Annotated in this window: 13 protein-coding genes and 1 tRNA gene; 13 read left to right on the top strand and 1 reads right to left on the bottom strand. The window is 62.4% G+C overall.

Annotated features, from left to right (window positions below; translation table 11 throughout):
• Positions 1-65 precede the first annotated feature (65 nt).
• The 11 genes from serS (at position 66) to LNV08_RS08620 (ending at position 11,171) form a co-directional block, all read left to right on the top strand.
• On the top strand, positions 66-1,361 hold the full coding sequence (gene serS / locus LNV08_RS08670) for a serine--tRNA ligase (RefSeq protein WP_263533292.1): 1,296 nt from the start codon (positions 66-68) through the stop codon (positions 1,359-1,361).
• A gap of 90 nt (positions 1,362-1,451) precedes the next feature.
• Positions 1,452-1,541, top strand: a tRNA-Ser gene (locus LNV08_RS08665).
• Between the two features lie 221 nt (positions 1,542-1,762).
• Positions 1,763-4,078, top strand: coding sequence for a bifunctional salicylyl-CoA 5-hydroxylase/oxidoreductase (locus tag LNV08_RS08660; RefSeq protein ID WP_263533291.1), 2,316 nt, complete (start codon positions 1,763-1,765; stop codon positions 4,076-4,078).
• Complete coding sequence (locus LNV08_RS08655) at positions 4,075-4,857, top strand: SDR family NAD(P)-dependent oxidoreductase (protein ID WP_263533290.1); 783 nt, start codon at positions 4,075-4,077, stop codon at positions 4,855-4,857. The genes LNV08_RS08660 and LNV08_RS08655 overlap by 4 nt, the downstream gene beginning before the upstream one ends.
• Positions 4,857-5,366, top strand: a complete 510-nt coding sequence (locus LNV08_RS08650; RefSeq protein WP_263533289.1) for a MarR family winged helix-turn-helix transcriptional regulator — start codon at positions 4,857-4,859, stop codon at positions 5,364-5,366. Before LNV08_RS08655 ends, LNV08_RS08650 begins: the two co-directional genes overlap by 1 nt.
• Complete coding sequence (locus tag LNV08_RS08645; protein ID WP_263533288.1) at positions 5,363-6,217, top strand: enoyl-CoA hydratase family protein; 855 nt, start codon at positions 5,363-5,365, stop codon at positions 6,215-6,217. The genes LNV08_RS08650 and LNV08_RS08645 overlap by 4 nt, the downstream gene beginning before the upstream one ends.
• A 111-nt stretch (positions 6,218-6,328) precedes the next feature.
• Positions 6,329-7,480, top strand: a complete 1,152-nt coding sequence (locus tag LNV08_RS08640; RefSeq protein WP_414858703.1) for an acyl-CoA dehydrogenase family protein — start codon at positions 6,329-6,331, stop codon at positions 7,478-7,480.
• On the top strand, positions 7,477-9,099 hold the full coding sequence (locus tag LNV08_RS08635) for an AMP-binding protein (RefSeq protein ID WP_263533287.1): 1,623 nt from the start codon (positions 7,477-7,479) through the stop codon (positions 9,097-9,099). The genes LNV08_RS08640 and LNV08_RS08635 overlap by 4 nt, the downstream gene beginning before the upstream one ends.
• A gap of 17 nt (positions 9,100-9,116) precedes the next feature.
• Positions 9,117-9,563, top strand: a complete 447-nt coding sequence (locus LNV08_RS08630; protein WP_263533286.1) for an acyl-CoA thioesterase — start codon at positions 9,117-9,119, stop codon at positions 9,561-9,563.
• Entirely contained in the window at positions 9,560-9,979 is a 420-nt protein-coding gene (locus LNV08_RS08625; RefSeq protein ID WP_263533285.1) for a RidA family protein, read from the top strand. The genes LNV08_RS08630 and LNV08_RS08625 overlap by 4 nt, the downstream gene beginning before the upstream one ends.
• A 16-nt stretch (positions 9,980-9,995) precedes the next feature.
• Complete coding sequence (locus tag LNV08_RS08620) at positions 9,996-11,171, top strand: acyl-CoA dehydrogenase (protein WP_263533284.1); 1,176 nt, start codon at positions 9,996-9,998, stop codon at positions 11,169-11,171.
• Positions 11,172-11,268: 97 nt separating this feature from the next.
• On the opposite strand, the gene LNV08_RS08615 is transcribed toward LNV08_RS08620, so the two are convergent.
• Complete coding sequence (locus LNV08_RS08615; RefSeq protein ID WP_263533283.1) at positions 11,269-11,601, bottom strand: DUF6172 family protein; 333 nt, start codon at positions 11,599-11,601, stop codon at positions 11,269-11,271.
• Positions 11,602-11,833: 232 nt separating this feature from the next.
• Here LNV08_RS08615 and LNV08_RS08610 point away from each other — a divergent pair, with 232 nt between their 5' ends.
• Together LNV08_RS08610 and LNV08_RS08605 are read left to right on the top strand one after the other, a co-directional pair.
• Positions 11,834-13,984 carry a sensor domain-containing diguanylate cyclase gene (locus LNV08_RS08610; RefSeq protein WP_263533282.1) on the top strand — a complete coding sequence of 717 codons (2,151 nt, stop codon included), beginning with the start codon at positions 11,834-11,836 and terminating at the stop codon, positions 13,982-13,984.
• On the top strand, positions 13,981-16,038 hold the full coding sequence (locus tag LNV08_RS08605; protein ID WP_263533281.1) for a diguanylate cyclase domain-containing protein: 2,058 nt from the start codon (positions 13,981-13,983) through the stop codon (positions 16,036-16,038). The genes LNV08_RS08610 and LNV08_RS08605 overlap by 4 nt, the downstream gene beginning before the upstream one ends.
• The last annotated feature ends 5 nt before the right edge of the window (positions 16,039-16,043 follow it).

Genomic DNA, 16,043 nt, shown 5'->3' with positions numbered 1-16,043 from the left:
CCACGGCGCCAGAGACAGGCGCCGCTCTGCCTTTTTACCGAATCCTGCAAGTACAAGGAAGCACCATGTTAGACATTACCCTGCTGCGCAAGGACCTCGACGCTGTCGTCGCGCGTCTGAGCACCCGCAAGACCCCACAAACATTCCTGGACATTGAGCGTTATGTGGCTCTGGAAACCGAGCGCAAGGGTGTGCAGATGCGCACCGAAGAGCTGCAAAGCCGGCGCAACACCTTGTCCAAGCAAATCGGCATGCTCAAGGGCAAGGGTGAAGATGCCTCGGCCGTGATGGCCGAAGTGGGCGGTATCGGCGATGACTTGAAGGCCGCGGCCGACCGGCTCGACGTCATCCAGCAAGAGCTCAATAGCATGCTGATGAGCGTGCCCAATCTGCCGCACGAGAGCGTGCCGGTGGGCTCCGACGAGAGCGGCAATGTGGAAGTAAGGCGTTGGGGCACTGCTCGGACCTTCGACTTCGAAGTGCGTGATCATGTTGACCTTGGCGCCGCGCTGGGCCTCGACTTCGACACCGGCGCCAAGCTCAGCGGCTCGCGCTTCAGCTTCATGCGCGGCAAAATAGCCCGCCTGCACCGCGCGCTGGCCCAGTTCATGCTGGACACCCAGACCGAAGAACATGGCTACACCGAGTGCTACACACCCTATATCGTCAACCGCGAGGTGCTTGAAGGCACGGGCCAGCTGCCCAAGTTCAAGGAAGACATGTTCTGGGTTTTGCGCGGCGGCGACGACGAGGCCGCAGAGCAATACCTGATCTCCACCGCCGAGATTTCTCTGACCAATTCGGTACGCGAGCAAATCCTTGACGTGGCTAACTTGCCGATCAAGCTGACCGCGCACAGCCCCTGCTTCCGTTCCGAAGCGGGTAGTGCGGGGCGTGACACACGTGGCCTGATTCGCCAGCACCAATTCGACAAAGTCGAGATGGTGCAGATCGTGCACCCGGATAAGAGCTATGAAGCGCTGGAAGAAATGGTCGGCCATGCCGAGGCCATCCTGCAGAAGTTGGAGCTGCCGTACCGCGTGCTGACGCTGTGTACCGGCGACATGGGCTTTGGTTCAACCAAGACCTATGACCTGGAAGTCTGGGTGCCGGCGCAGGGCGTTTTCCGCGAAATTAGCTCATGCTCCAACTGCGAAGCCTTCCAGTCGCGCCGCATGCAAACTCGCTTCAAGAATGCGCAGGGCAAGAACGAGTTGGTGCACACCTTGAATGGCTCCGGCTTGGCGGTGGGTCGTACCTTGGTGGCTGTGCTGGAGAACTATCAGAACGCCGATGGCAGCATCACCGTACCGACGGCTTTGCGCCCCTATATGGGTGGCCTGGAAATCTTGCATGCCTGACAAAAAAGCCGACAAGTATTGTGTGAGCTAAAAATTCAGCTATACTAGTCGGCTTACTCGCAAACGAACCACTGCGAGCACCAGAATACCGGAGAGGTGGCAGAGTGGTTGAATGTACCTGACTCGAAATCAGGCGGGCGGTCAAACGCCTCGGGGGTTCGAATCCCCCCCTCTCCTCCAAGTAGTACGTAAAAACGGGCCCTAGTGGCCCGTTTTGCGTTTCTACTCATCATCCCGCCCATCATCAGGAAAGGCGGTTGAGATATTTGTTGTCAGCGGCGATTTACTGAGCCGGGATAGCACGCCCCATCTAATTCAAGCATGTGCTCTTGTTTGTTTGACATCTAAACTATTAACACCTAAAGTTGCTCGCATTCCAGCAGATCTTCGAGGTCAGAGCAATGCGCATCAGCTGTATCGGTGGGGGTCCAGCCGGCCTGTATTTCGCGCTGCTGATGAAGCAGCAGAACCCGGCGCATGAGATCACGGTGTTCGAGCGCAACAAGCCCGGCGATACCTTTGGCTGGGGCGTGGTGTTCTCGGACCAGACGCTGACTGCGATGCGCGAGGCCGATGCCAAGACCGCCGGGCAGATCCTTGATGCTTTCAACCATTGGGACGATATCGAGGTCCATATCAATGGCCGCACCATGCGCTCGGGGGGGCACGGCTTTTGCGGCATTGGCCGCATGAAGCTCTTGAATATCTTGCAGGCCCGCTGCGTTGAGTTGGGTGTGGATCTGCGCTACGAGAGCGATGTGCAGGACGATGAGGGCTTGGACGCCGACCTGATCATCGCCGCCGATGGACTCAACAGCCGTGTGCGCCAGAAGTACGCTGCCACCTATCAACCCGATATCGATCTGCGCCAATGTCGCTTTGTCTGGCTTGGTACGGCCAAGCTGTTCGAGGCCTTTACCTTCGACTTTCAGCAGACCGAGTGGGGCTGGTTCCAGGCCCATGCCTATCGCTTCGATGACACGACCTCGACCTTTATCGTCGAGGCGCCGCAGGCGGTCTGGGAAGCGGCCGGCATCGAGGCCATGAGCAAGGAAGAGGGCATCGCTTTTTGTGAGCGCCTGTTCGCCAAGGTGCTGGATGGTCACAAGCTGATCTCCAACGCCTCGCACTTGCGCGGCTCGGCGCAATGGATTCGTTTCCCCCGCGTGGTTTGCAAAAACTGGGTGCATCACAATGGAATTGCGCCAGTGGTTTTGATGGGCGACGCCGCTCACACCGCGCATTTCTCGATCGGCTCGGGCACCAAGCTGGCACTTGAGGATGCAATTGCGCTGGCCTGGGATATCGGCGACGCCCAGGATGATTTGGACGTCGCTTTGCCGCGTTATGTGGCCAGCCGCTCCATTGAGGTATTGCGGATCCAGAACGCGGCGCGCAACTCAACCGAATGGTTCGAGAACGTTGCCCGCCACGCCCAGCTCGCGCCCGAGCAGTTTGCCTATTCCTTGCTGACCCGCTCGCAGCGCATCTCGCATGAGAATTTGCGCCTGCGGGATGCCGCTTATGTGGCGCGCTTCGAGGCTTGGCTGGCGGGTGGTCAGGCTGTTCCGCCTATGTTCACGCCATTCAAGCTGCGCGGCCTCACGCTGAAGAACCGCGTAGTCGTGTCGCCGATGGCGCAGTATTCCTGTGTGGACGGTCTGCCCGGCGACTACCACCTGATGCATCTGGGCGCGCGCGCAGCCGGCGGCGCAGGCCTGGTGTTTGCCGAGATGACCTGTCCCTCGGCCGACGCTCGCATCACACCCGGCTGCCCGGGCCTGTACAGCGACGAGCAGGGCGCCGCCTGGACCCGCATCGTTGACTTTGTGCATAGAAACAGCAGCGCCAAGATTGCCATGCAGCTCGGCCATGCCGGCGCCAAGGGCTCGACGCGACGCGGCTGGGAGGGCATCGATCAGCCTTTGGGCGATGGGCTGGATTGGCCTCTGATCTCCGCCTCGCCGCAACAATATCTGGCCGGCGTCAGCCAGACCTCGCGCGCCATGACGCGCGCCGATATGGACCGCGTGCGGGCCGACTTCTGCGCCGCTACTGAGCGCGCAGCGCAGGCCGGCTTTGACTGGCTGGAGTTGCATTGCGCGCATGGCTATTTGCTGTCCAGCTTTGTCTCGCCGCTGACGAATCAGCGCAGCGATGAATACGGCGGCACGCTTGAGAACCGCCTGCGCTATCCACTCGAGGTGTTCAAGGCGACGAGGGCGCTGTGGCCGGCCGACAAGCCCATGTCGGTGCGAATTTCTGCCCATGACTGGGTGATTGGCGGCACCACCCCTGAGGATGCGGTGCTGATCGCGGCCGCCTTCAAGGCCGCCGGTGCGGACTTGATCGATGTGTCTTCGGGTCAGGTCAGCAAGCTGGAGAAGCCGACCTACGGGCGTATGTGGCAGACCCCGTTTTCGGAGAATATTCGCAACCGGGTCGGCATTGCGACGATCGCGGTCGGCGCCATTTCCGAGGCCGATCATGTCAACAGCATCATCGCTGCCGGCCGCGCCGATCTTTGCGCCGTGGCCCGCCCGCATCTGGCCAACCCCGCCTGGACGCTGAGCGAGGCCGCACGGATTGGCTACCAAGGCCCGGCGGGCCTGGACTGGCCGCTGCAATACCTGTCGGGCAAGCCGCAGCTGGAAAAGGAGTTCGAGCGCCAGCGTGCGCAGGCCCAGCCGGCGAAAAAAGAGGAGGGGGTCGTATGAGCACGGCTGTATCGGCAATGGCGTTGAGTGGCTTGCATGCGGCCGTGACCGGCGGCGGCAGCGGCATAGGAGCTGCGGTTGCGCAGCGCCTCGTGGCGGCGGGGGCCAGGGTCAGCTTGCTGGGGCGCAATCTCGACAAGCTGCAGGGCCAAGCTGCGGCGCTTGCCCCATTTGGGCTAGTCGATGTGTGCGTGCTGGATGTGGCGGACGAGGCTAGCGTCAAGGCGGCTTTCGCGCAAATCGGCGCCATCGACATCTTGGTCAACAACGCAGGGCAGGTCGAAACCGCGCCCCTGGCCAAAACCTCGCTGGCGCTGTGGCAGGCGATGCTCAATGTCAACCTTACCGGCACTTTTTTGTGTTCGCGCGAGGTCGTAGCCGGCATGAGTGAGCGCGGCTTCGGCCGCATCATCAATGTGGCCAGCACCGCCGCACTAACGGGTTACGCCTATGTGGCTGCCTATTGCGCGGCCAAACATGGCGTGCTGGGCCTGACCCGGGCGATGGCCCTGGAGTTCGCCAAAAAAAGGGTGACCATCAATGCGGTCTGCCCGGGCTACACCGAGACGGACATCGTTGCTCGCGCGCTGGACAATATCGCGAACAAGACCGGTCGCAGCACAGATGAGGCACGCGCCGAACTGGTGGCCGCCAACCCGCAGGGCCGGCTGGTGCAGCCACAGGAAGTGGCCGACACGGTCTTGTGGCTGGCGCAGCGCGGCAGCGGCGCGGTGACGGGCCAGGCCATCGCCGTTTGCGGCGGCGAGTTGATGTTGTGATGGAAGAACTCGATTTGGAGTCGCGCGCCAGCGCGGATGACCACCAGGCTCTGCGCTTGTGGCTGCGCCTGTTGACTTGCACCAACCGCATCGAGGGCGTTATCCGCAACCGCTTGCGCCAAGACTTTGCCACCACCTTGCCGCGCTTTGATTTGCTGGCGCAGTTGGAGCGCAACCCGGACGGCCTCTCCATGCGCGAGCTGTCCCAGCGCTTGATGGTGACCGGCGGCAATATCACCGGCATCACCGATCAGCTGGAGCTTGAGGGCCTGGTCGTGCGCGAGGCACGCCTGAGCGACCGGCGCTCCTTCACGGTCAAGTTGACGCTCGCCGGCAAGCAGCAATTCAAGCGCATGGCCAGCACGCACGAGCAATGGGTGATTGAGCTGCTGGCCGGCTGGTCAGCAGAAGAAAAGAGTGAGGTCCATGGCCTGCTGGCGGGCTTGAAGTCTCATTTGACAAATTTGGCTGCGATGGATGCGGCCGCGCCCAAGGAGAAATCGAAATGAATCAACGCAAGATGGACGGCCATTTGCTGGCCGGCAACCGGCAAAGCCTGGCGGACTTCGCACCCGAGCATTTCAGCTGGGCCCAGCATGGCGCGGTCGGCCTGATCACGCTGAACCGCCCCGAGCGCAAGAATCCCTTGACCTTTGACTCCTACGCCGAGCTTCGCGATCTGTTCCGCCGGCTTGTGCTTGTGGACGAGGTGCGTGCCATCGTCGTGCAAGGCGCGGGCGGCAACTTTTGCTCGGGCGGCGATGTGCATGAAATCATTGGGCCGCTGACGCAGATGAGCATGCCTGACTTGCTGACCTTCACGCGCATGACGGGGGACTTGGTCAAGGCGATGCGTGCCTGCCCGCAGCCGGTGCTGTCGGCCATAGACGGGGTCTGCGCGGGTGCTGGGGCGATCGTGGCCATGGCCTCGGATTTGCGTGTCGGCACGGCCCGCTCCAAGACCGCGTTCTTGTTCACCCGGGTCGGCTTGGCCGGCTGTGACATGGGCGCTTGCGCGATTTTGCCGCGCATCATCGGCCAGGGCCGAGCCTCGGATCTGCTCTATAGCGGGCGCAGCCTGGGCGGCGAAGAGGGCCTCAATTGGGGTTTTCTGAACCGACTGGTGGAACCGGAGGCTTTGTTGCAAGAGACCCTTGATTGGGCGCAGCAGATCGCCAGCGGCCCCAGCTTTGGCCATGCAATGACCAAGAAAATGCTGCATCAGGAATGGGCCATGGGCGTGGACGAGGCAATCGAATCCGAGGCGCAGGCGCAGGCGATTTGCATGATGACTAAGGATTTCCATCGCGCCTATGAGGCATTTGTGGCCAAAGAGCGGCCCGAGTTCAAAGGGGACTGAGATGTTGACCCCCACGTTCACTTTCGTTCACTGCCCCAAAGGCTCGGCACGTGCCTTTTCATCGGCCCGGGGGCGCAGCTTCCCTTGGGACGGCCCGTCGGGAAGCTAATCATGCATCTCAAACATCTGGAATGGCCTTTCTTCGAGCCCAGACATCGGCAGCTGGCAACAGAGCTGGATGCCTGGTGTGCGGAGCATCTGCAGGCGGCACATGGCCATGACGTCGATGCGGAGTGCATTGGTCTGGTCAAGGCTCTTGGGGCAGGCGGGTGGTTGAGCCATGCTGTCGCTGGAAAAGCGCTGGGCGGCTCGGCCGAGGTGATTGACACCCGCGCCATCTGCATCTTGCGTGAAACGCTGGCCCGCTACAACGGCCTGGCCGATTTTGCTTTTGCAATGCAGGGCCTGGGCTCGGGTGCGATTTCGTTGGCTGGCACTGACGCTCAACGGCAGCGTTACTTGCCGGCGGTTGCCGAGGGCAGGGCGCTGGCCGCTTTCGCGCTGTCCGAGCCCGAAGCCGGCTCGGACGTTGCGGCCATGCAGTGCGCGGCGGTCGAGGATGGCGACAGCTATGTCTTGAACGGTGAAAAAACCTGGATCTCCAACGGCGGCATTGCCGACTTCTATGTGGTTTTTGCCAGAACGGGAGAAGCTCCCGGCTCGCGCGGCATTTCAGCCTTCATTGTTGATGCCGGCCTGCCCGGCTTCGAGATTGCCGAGCGCATCCAGGTGATCGCGCCGCACCCTTTGGCCAGGTTGCGTTTTAATAATTGCCGGGTTGCCAAGAGCCAGATGATTGGCGCACCCGGCGAGGGCTTTAAGGTGGCGATGCGCACGCTCGATGTGTTCCGCACCTCGGTGGCGGCCGCGGCTCTGGGCTTTGCGCGCCGTGCGCTGCAAGAAGGCCTGCAGCAGGCAAAAAGCCGCAAGATGTTCGGGGCGACCCTGGCCGAGCTGCCGCTGACGCAGGCGAAATTGGCCGAGATGGCCTGCACGGTGGACAGCTCGGCCTTGTTGGTCTACCGGGCCGCCTGGCAACGCGATCAGGGCCAGAACGTGACCCGCGAGGCGGCCATGGCCAAGCTGATGGCGACCGAAGGCGCGCAGCGCGTCATCGACGCTGGCGTGCAGCTGTTTGGTGGGCGCGGCGTGCGAAGCGGCGAAATGGTGGAGTCGCTTTACCGCGAAATTCGTGCCTTGCGCATCTATGAAGGTGCCAGCGAGGTGCAGCAACTGATCATTGGACGGGATCTCCTTAAATGATTACTTCAGCGCATCTTGATACTTTCACGCGTGACAACCTGCCGCCTACTGAGCTGTGGCCTGAGCTGATCTTTGAGCTGCCGGAACTGCAGTTCCCAGAGCGGCTGAACTGCGCGACCGAGCTCTTGGACAGTTGGATCGCCAGCGGGCAAGGTGCTCGCCTGTGCCTGCAAGGCTCGGACGGCTCGCGCTGGACCTATGCCGATCTGCAGGCCCGTGCTAACCAGATCGCCCATGTGCTGCACACCGAGATGGGCGTCGTGCCGGGCAACCGCGTCTTGCTGCGCGGCGCCAACACGCCGGAGATGGTGGCTTGCTGGTTTGCGGTGCAAAAGGCCGGCGCGGTGGCGGTGGCGACCATGCCCTTGCTGCGCGCCAAAGAGTTGACCCAGGTGATACAGAAGGCCGAGGTCAGCCACGCGCTGTGTGATGTCCGTCTGGCGGATGAGTTAGGGGCTGCTTTGCCTGCCTGCCCGCAGCTGCGCAGCGTGGTGCACTTTCATAGCGAGGCAAGCGATGGGCTGGAGGCCCGCGCCGCCAGTCACAGCAGCGAGTTCAGCAATGTCGACACCGCCGCAGATGACTGCTGCCTGATTGCCTTTACCTCCGGCACGACCGGTGCGCCCAAGGGCACCATGCATTTCCACCGTGATGTGCTGGCAATTTGCCGCTGCTGGCCCAGCCATGTGCTCAAGCCTCAAGCGGACGACATCTTCATCGGCAGCCCGCCGTTGGCGTTCACCTTTGGTTTGGGCGGCTTGGTGCTGTTCCCGATGAGTGTGGGCGCCTCGGCCGTGCTGCTTGAAAAAGCCTCGCCGGAGACCTTGCTGCCCGCGATCACCCAGTACCGCGCCACGATTTTGTTCACGGCGCCGACTTCGTACCGGGCGATGGCGCCGTCGGTGGCTCAGCACGACCTCAGCAGCCTGCGCAAATGCATCAGCGCCGGCGAGGCGCTGCCGGCGGCGACGCGCAAGCTCTGGAAAGATTGCAGCGGTATCGAGTTGATCGACGGCATCGGCGCTACCGAGTTGCTGCATATCTTTATCTCGCATGACGAGCAGCATGCCAAGCCCGGCGCGACGGGTCTGCCGGTGCCGGGCTACCGGGCCTGTATCTTGGGCGACGAGGGTCAGGTCTTGCCTGCGGGCCAGGTGGGCCGCTTAGGCGTAAAGGGGCCGACCGGCTGCCGTTATCTGGCCGATGCGCGCCAGGCCGGCTACGTTTTGAACGGCTGGAACCTGACCGGCGACGCCTATCTTCAAGACGCCGAGGGCTATTTCATCTACCAAGCGCGCACTGACGACATGATCATCTCGGGCGGCTACAACATCGCCGGCCCCGAGGTGGAATCGGCCTTGCTGGCTCATGCGGCGGTGGCGGAATGTGCGGTGATCGGCGTGGCCGACGAGGAGCGCGGCCAGATCGTCAAGGCGGCGGTGGTTTTGCGGCAGGGCATTGAGCCCAGCCCGGAGATGGCCAAAGAGCTGCAAGACTTCGTCAAAGCGAGCATTGCGCCCTACAAATACCCGCGGGCGATCGAATTCAGGGCCAGCCTGCCGCGCACCGAAACCGGCAAGCTGCAGCGCTTTCGCCTGCGCCTGCCAGACGAAAAGTGAAATAGAAGGCCTGAACCATGATGATGAGTAAGCCATGGATTTTTAAGCGCCAAGAGTTGGTGCGCTTCGGCCACTGCGACCCCGCCGGCATCGTGTTCTATCCGCGTTATTTCGAGATGCTCAATGCGCTGGTGGAAGACTGGTTCACCCAGGGCTTGGGCATTGACTATGCGCAGCTGCTGGGGCCGCGCCGCGTCGGCATGCCCTCGGTACGCTTGAGTGCAGATTTCAAGCGGGTCAGCCGCATGGGTGACTTGCTGACGCAGCGCATCGCCATCAACAAGCTGGGCCGCAGCTCACTGGGGCTGACGCTACAGTTCGACGGCACCAACAACGATGAAGATGGCTGCCGGGTCGCCTTCGAGCAGGTCTTGGTCTGTACCTCGCTGGACACACACAAGGCGCAGCCCTTTCCCCCCGATTTACGTGCCGCCTTGGAGCGAGTCACAGGAGCAGCAACATGAGTGCAACAAACAAACAAGTTTTGCAGCCCGTTGGCTGGGCGCAGCCGCGCGGCTACGCCAACGGCGTGGCGGCGAGCGGCCGCACGGTCTTCGTTGCCGGCCAGATTGGCTGGAACAGCGCCTGCCAGTTCGATAGCGATGATTTCATTGACCAGGTCCGCCAGACGCTGCTGAATATCAAGGCCATCCTGCAAGAGGCCGGTGCCACGCCCGCTCATATGACGCGCATGACCTGGTATTTGCTGGACAAGAAAGAGTACCAGGCGCGCGGCCGCGAGGTCGGTCAGGTCTACCGCGAGGTGATGGGGGCCGAGTACGGTGTCGCCATGGCGGCGGTGGTGGTGGCCGGTCTGATGGAAGATAGGGCCAAGGTCGAGATCGAAGTGACGGCCGTATTACCGGTTTTACCGGCTTGAGAGACAGGAATAAATCATGAGCAAAGCCACATTTCATTGGGACGACCCGCTGCTATTGAACGAGCAGCTCAGCGACGAGGAACGGATGATCCGTGACGCGGCCGCGTCTTATTGCCAGGACCGCCTGACACCGCGCGTGCTCGAGGCCTTTCGGCACGAGCGCACCGACCTGGAGATCTTCCGCGAGATGGGCGCCATCGGCCTGCTGGGTCCCACGATTGCGCCCGAGTACGGCGGGCCGGGTCTGAGCTATGTGGCCTACGGCTTGATTGCCCGTGAAGTGGAGCGGGTCGATTCCGGCTACCGCTCAATGATGAGTGTGCAAAGTTCCTTGGTGATGGTGCCCATCAACGACTTCGGCAACGAGGCGACCAAGCAGAAATACCTGCCCAAACTGGCCACGGGCGAGTGGATAGGCTGCTTCGGCTTGACCGAGCCCAACCATGGTTCCGACCCTGGTTCCATGATCACGCGGGCCAAGGCGGTCCCTGGCGGCTATTCGCTGACGGGCTCCAAGATGTGGATCACCAACAGCCCGGTGGCCGATGTGTTTGTGGTCTGGGCCAAGGATGATGGCGGGCAGATCCGTGGCTTTGTCTTGGAAAAGGGCTGGAAAGGCCTGACGGCGCCTGCCATCCACGGCAAGGTCGGCTTGCGCGCGTCCATCACCGGCGAGATCGTGATGGACGAGGTCTTCTGCCCTGAGGAAAACGCCTTCCCCGAGGTGCGCGGCCTCAAGGGCCCGTTCACCTGCCTGAACAGCGCCCGCTACGGCATCGCCTGGGGCGCGCTGGGTGCGGCCGAGGACTGCTGGCACAAGGCGCGCCATTATGTGCTGGACCGCAAACAGTTCGGCAAGCCTTTGGCCGCCAATCAGCTGGTGCAAAAGAAGCTGGCCGATATGCAGACCGAAATCACACTGGGCCTGCAGGGTTGTTTGCGCTTGGGCCGCATGAAGGACGAAGGCACGGCGGCGGTGGAGATCACATCGATCATGAAGCGTAATAGCTGCGGCAAGTCACTGGAGATTGCCCGTACGGCCCGCGACATGCTGGGCGGCAACGGCATCTCAGACGAATTCGGCATCGCCCGCCATCTGGTCAACCTGGAGGTGGTCAACACCTACGAAGGCACGCATGACATCCATGCGCTGATCCTGGGCCGGGCGATGACGGGGATCGCGGCTTTCTGAGCGGCTTTCTGAGCGGGTTATTGCGGGTTGGACCTTGTCGTACCCGACAAGCTCCGGCCCCAACTGATTGAGCGGCTTTGGAGCCGGTTAAACGGCTCTACGCGTCCGATGTGTCGTCGGTTTCAGCGATGGGCGCGGGAGCCGGCGGGCGGGGCTTCTTCACGCCCGGCTTGGCCAGCAGTTCCAGGTAGAAGGCATCGGCCTTGTCGGCCGCGTAGGCATTGATGCGCGCGGTGATGTTGGCGAATTCAATCACCGCGGCGGTGGCTTCGCTGCTGCCGAAGCGGCAATCAAAGTCCCAGAAGTCCACGCCCACGGGGCGGGCCTTGTTCTGCTCGCGCTTGATGTACTTGCGGATTTCATGCTTGATGGCTTCCAGCAGACGGTCCGGATGCTTGCCTTCAACTTGTAATTGGAATGTTTTTTTCATGTTTTGCCTTGGGTGAGCGCAAGCGCTGTGGCGTGGATTATCCGGCGTTTGTGAAACTGTGATGATCAAAGCTGCGCGGGACTCAAATATCCGGCGATACTGAGCCTTCGTGATCACTATGTGCTGGGTGAAAATGCAATTCAGCTGCCAAGCTCGCAGGGAACTCGCGCATCAAGGAACCCGCCACTGTGTTTGACCCCGGTGTCGATTGCTTCAGCCATCAAGACAGCACATGATCGCGCCTTTGCCCCAAGCAACGAGAAAGTCGCATCAGCCGCCGAAGCTGCGGCCCAAGGTCAAGGCGGCTGGGCTTGTCCTGCTGCTCTGCCTCATCGCTTTTTCAAGCGCACAGGCGAATGACAGTCCGAGCGGCGCCAGCGCCAAGCCGGGCCTGCATACGAGTGCTTCTGCACCCGATTCGCTGATCGCCAAGACGGAGTTACAAGCGGCGCTGGAGCGCATCGAGCGCAGAGGCAGCAGCCGCGCGCCGGAAAATGATTTGGCCTTGCTGGCTTTGTTGGCGCAGGTGGCGCCGGGCAGTGCCGAGCATGTCGAAGTGCTTGCGCTGCGAGGCAGCTTGAATGCAGATCAAGCCGATAAAAAGCCCTTGCTGGAGCGCTTGATCAAGGAGCTGGAGGCCTGGCCCAACCCTGCCCAGCGTGGGGCCGCACGATTGGCAGCGGCCCATTTGCGGGCCAAGCTGCTCTTGCGCCAAGGTCAGCCGGCGCTGGCCATCAAGAGCTTGGAGATGGTGGACAGCGTTGCAGACAACGAAGCAAGCTTGACGCTGCGGCTGCGCAGCCTGGGTATGCTGGCCTCTTTGCTGTCCGATGCGGGGGAGGTCGATGCGGGCATCAATACCAGCGTGATGGCTTTGCGGCTGGCCGAGCAGAGTGGGGCGGTGTGGCGCCGCGCGAATGCACTGGTGAGCCTGTCCTTCAGCTATATGCGCGCTCAGCAACTGGAGCGTGCCAAGCAACTGATCGCTGAGGCGCAGCAACTGGCCTTGCTCGACCCCGACCCGATGTTGCTGTCCCGGGTCTACAACGTGCGCGGCATGGTGTATTCGGAGCTGGGCGACTCGAGTACCGCAGGCCAGGCGATGCAGTTGGCGCTGGACTATGCGCGCCAGACCGGCAATCCCGTCACCTTGGCGCTGGCGCTGGGCAATGCAGCCGACTCGCAGCTGCGCAAGAGCGATTTTCTGCGGGCGCGGCAGTTGTCGGAGGAGGCCTTGGTATTGGCCTTGGCGACGCACGATCTCAATAGCGAGACCCTGGCCCGCCAGAACATCGGCATGGCCAAGATCGGCCTGCGGCAGATCGCGGAGGGCAAGCGCGAGGTCATCGCGGCCATAAGCGTGGACGAAGCGCAGGGTCAATTCGCCCAGGCGTCCGATGGTTGGCTGGAGTTGGCCAAACAGCTCGAGCGTTTTGGCGACCAGCTCGGCGCCGTTCAGGCCTATCACCATTACCGCAAGCTCAATGATCAAGTCTTGCGTGAAGACAGCCGCCGGGCGGTGCTGGAGGCGCAGGCCCGCTTTGACAATGAGCGCCAGGCCAAGGAGATCGAAGCGCTCAACCAAGGCAACCAACTCAAGGCCGAGCAGGTGCGTGCAGGGGACTTGCGGCTGCGACTGTGGGCAGCCCTGGGTGGCTGCGTGCTCTTGTCCGGGCTGCTGATGTGGCTGGCCTATCAACGCATAGGCAAGACCAACCAAGCGCTGGCGCTTAGCAATGAGTCCTTGAAACGCCAGGGCGAGCGTGACCCGCTGACGGGGCTGGCCAACCGGCGACATTTCCAGGCGGCCATCAAGCGCTTGGCCGATAAGGGGCGCTTCAGCGGCACGGTGTTCTTGATTGACATCGACCATTTCAAACGTGTCAATGACAGCCGCGGCCATGCTGCCGGCGACGCCGTCTTGGTGGAAGTGGCCCGGCGGCTGCGCCTGATCTTGCGCGACGAAGACATGGTGGTGCGCTGGGGCGGCGAGGAGTTTTTGATCGTCGTCGATGGCCGTGATGCAGACGCGGCGCGGCTGCTGGCGCAGCGCTTGCTGGACAATATTGCCCAGCCGCCGGTGCCCTGCGCGGGCGGTGACATTGCGGTGACGGCTTCGCTGGGTTTTGCCAGCTTCCCGCTCGCGCCGCATGATGTGGCACTGAGCTGGGAGAGGGCCATCGATTTGGTCGACACCGTGATGTATATGGCCAAAGCACATGGCCGCAACCGCGCTTACGGCATCAAGGTGATGCAGGCCAGCGACGCAGCGGGCGTGGCCGAGCTGTCGGCCCGGATCGAGGCTGCCTGGCACGAAGGTACTGTTGAACTGTTGGCCCTGCTTGGCGCCAGCGCGCTTGTGCGTGAGGAGGAAGAGGCATGACGCTGCGACTGTCTTGGGTGTTGAGCAGCATCTTGCTGGTGCTGAGTTCGACCGGCAATGTGGTGCACGCTCAAGGCAGCAAGCTGCCTGGCTTGGCGCAGCCGCAGGATGCAGCACTGGCCCAGCAGCTGAGTCAGCTTTTGCGCAGAGGTTTCGATCATCCGCAGCAAGCCCTGCAAGAGCTGCAAAAGCTCTCGGCCGCACCCACCAACGCGGATGCTGAGGCCCAGCGGGCCTTGCGTTTGACCGAAGGGCGGCTGCAGGTGTTTGCCAGCGATATCGACGCCGCGCAGCGAATTGCCGACGCCCTGGCCGTCGAGCCCGAAGCGGCTCAAATAGTGTTGGTGCTGCGCGCCGAGATTGCCGACCGCCAGGGTCAGTCTGAGCTGGCCGCTAGCTTTGCGAGCCAAACGCTAGAAGCGGCAGCGCAAGACTGCCCGCGTGAAGATCTGCTCAAAGCGATGCCGGCCCCAAACTGCGATTACCGAAATGCCTGGAGTGCTTTGCGTGTGCTGGCCCGCACGCAGTACAAAGAGGGCGCCCTGCCGCAGGCTCTTTCTTCGGCCCGGTACGCCTTGGCCTTGGCCGAGTTCGGCCGTGACCCGGCACTGGTGGTGCAAAGCCTCGGTCAGCTCGCCCTGCTGGTGCAGGCGCAAGGGCAGTCCGAGCAGGCCGACAGTTACCTCGCACAGGCGCTCAAGGCGGCCCGAACCGACGAACTCAGCCAGGCCAATTTGAAAAACTATGTCGGCTCGGTGACCGGGATGCGCGGCGAAGCAGCCACGCAACTCAAGGCGTTGGAGGAGGGGCTGCGGCTTGCAAAGCTTGCCGATGCGCCGCGCCTGGCTGCTCATTTACAGGCCAATATGGCCGACGCTTATTTGCGCATGAAGCAGCCGGCGCTGGCGCTGGCGGCAGCCAATCAAGCCTTGCCTGTGGTGCTGAGTTTCAAGGACTTGCGCCTAGAGCGCACCTTGAGGCAGAACATTGCGGTGGCCTTGATTCAACTCGGGCAATTCGACCAAGCCCGCCAGGAGTTACAGCGCGGCCAGGACTTGCGCGGGGCATCGGCCGACCAGGGGCAGCGCGCCGAGGAGTTGCGCGAGTTGGGCGAAGCTTGGGCCCAAGCCGGCCAAGCCAAGGAGGCAATTGCGTTGTTTCATGCCGAGCGCAAACTCAGCGCCGAGCTGACCGCGAGCAACCGGGAAGCCTCGCTGCGCGAGCTGAAGATCAGATACGACAGTGATCGCAAACAAGCTGATTTGGCCTTGCTGCAGCGCGAGAGCAGCTTGGTCGAGCAGCAACTGGCCAACCGGGGCTTGGCGCAGCAGGCCAGCGCGGCGGTGGCGGTGTTGCTGGTGCTGACCTTGGTGTTCGTGGTGATGATGGTGCGCAAGGTGCGTGCCGCCCGTCAACGCTTGCAGGCCAATGAATTGCTGTTGCGTGCGCAAAGTGAGCGTGATCCGCTCACCGATTTGGCCAATCGGCGTCATCTGCTGGCGGTGATGGCGATGCAGCCCAAGGCCCAGTTCACCGGCGCGCTGCTGATGATCGATATCGACCACTTCAAGCATGTCAATGATCACCATGGCCATGGTGTTGGGGATCAGGTGATCTGCGAGGTGGCGCGGCGCATCAGTCACGCGGTGCGGGCCGAGGACCTGGTGGTGCGCTGGGGCGGCGAGGAGTTTTTGGTGTTTGCGCCCGATGTCGATCAGGAGACGCTGCGCCGCTTGGCCAAGCGCATCTTGATGGAGGTGGGCGCTTTGCCCGTGCAGGCCCAGGATGGGCCGCTGCGCATCACCGTGTCGATTGGTTTTGCACATTTCCCGCTGCCCCCGGCCATGCTGGATCTGCATTGGGAGCAGGCGGTCAATTGGGCCGATATGGCGCTCTACACCGCCAAATCGCGGGGCCGCAACCAGGCCATGGGCATTGCCACCGTGGCCGCCGGCGATGCTGAGGCCTTGATGCAGATCGAGGCTGATTTCGACGCTGCCTGCTCTTCCGAGCGGGTCAGCCTGCACCAGGTCTTAGGGCCGGCGGCGATTTAGCTTAT

Origin of the sequence: Paucibacter sp. TC2R-5, from assembly GCF_025717605.1 — a bacterium.
In the GTDB taxonomy this organism is placed as follows: Bacteria; Pseudomonadota; Gammaproteobacteria; order Burkholderiales; family Burkholderiaceae_C; genus Paucibacter_A; species Paucibacter_A albus.
This window is presented reverse-complemented; position numbering and strand designations above follow the sequence as displayed.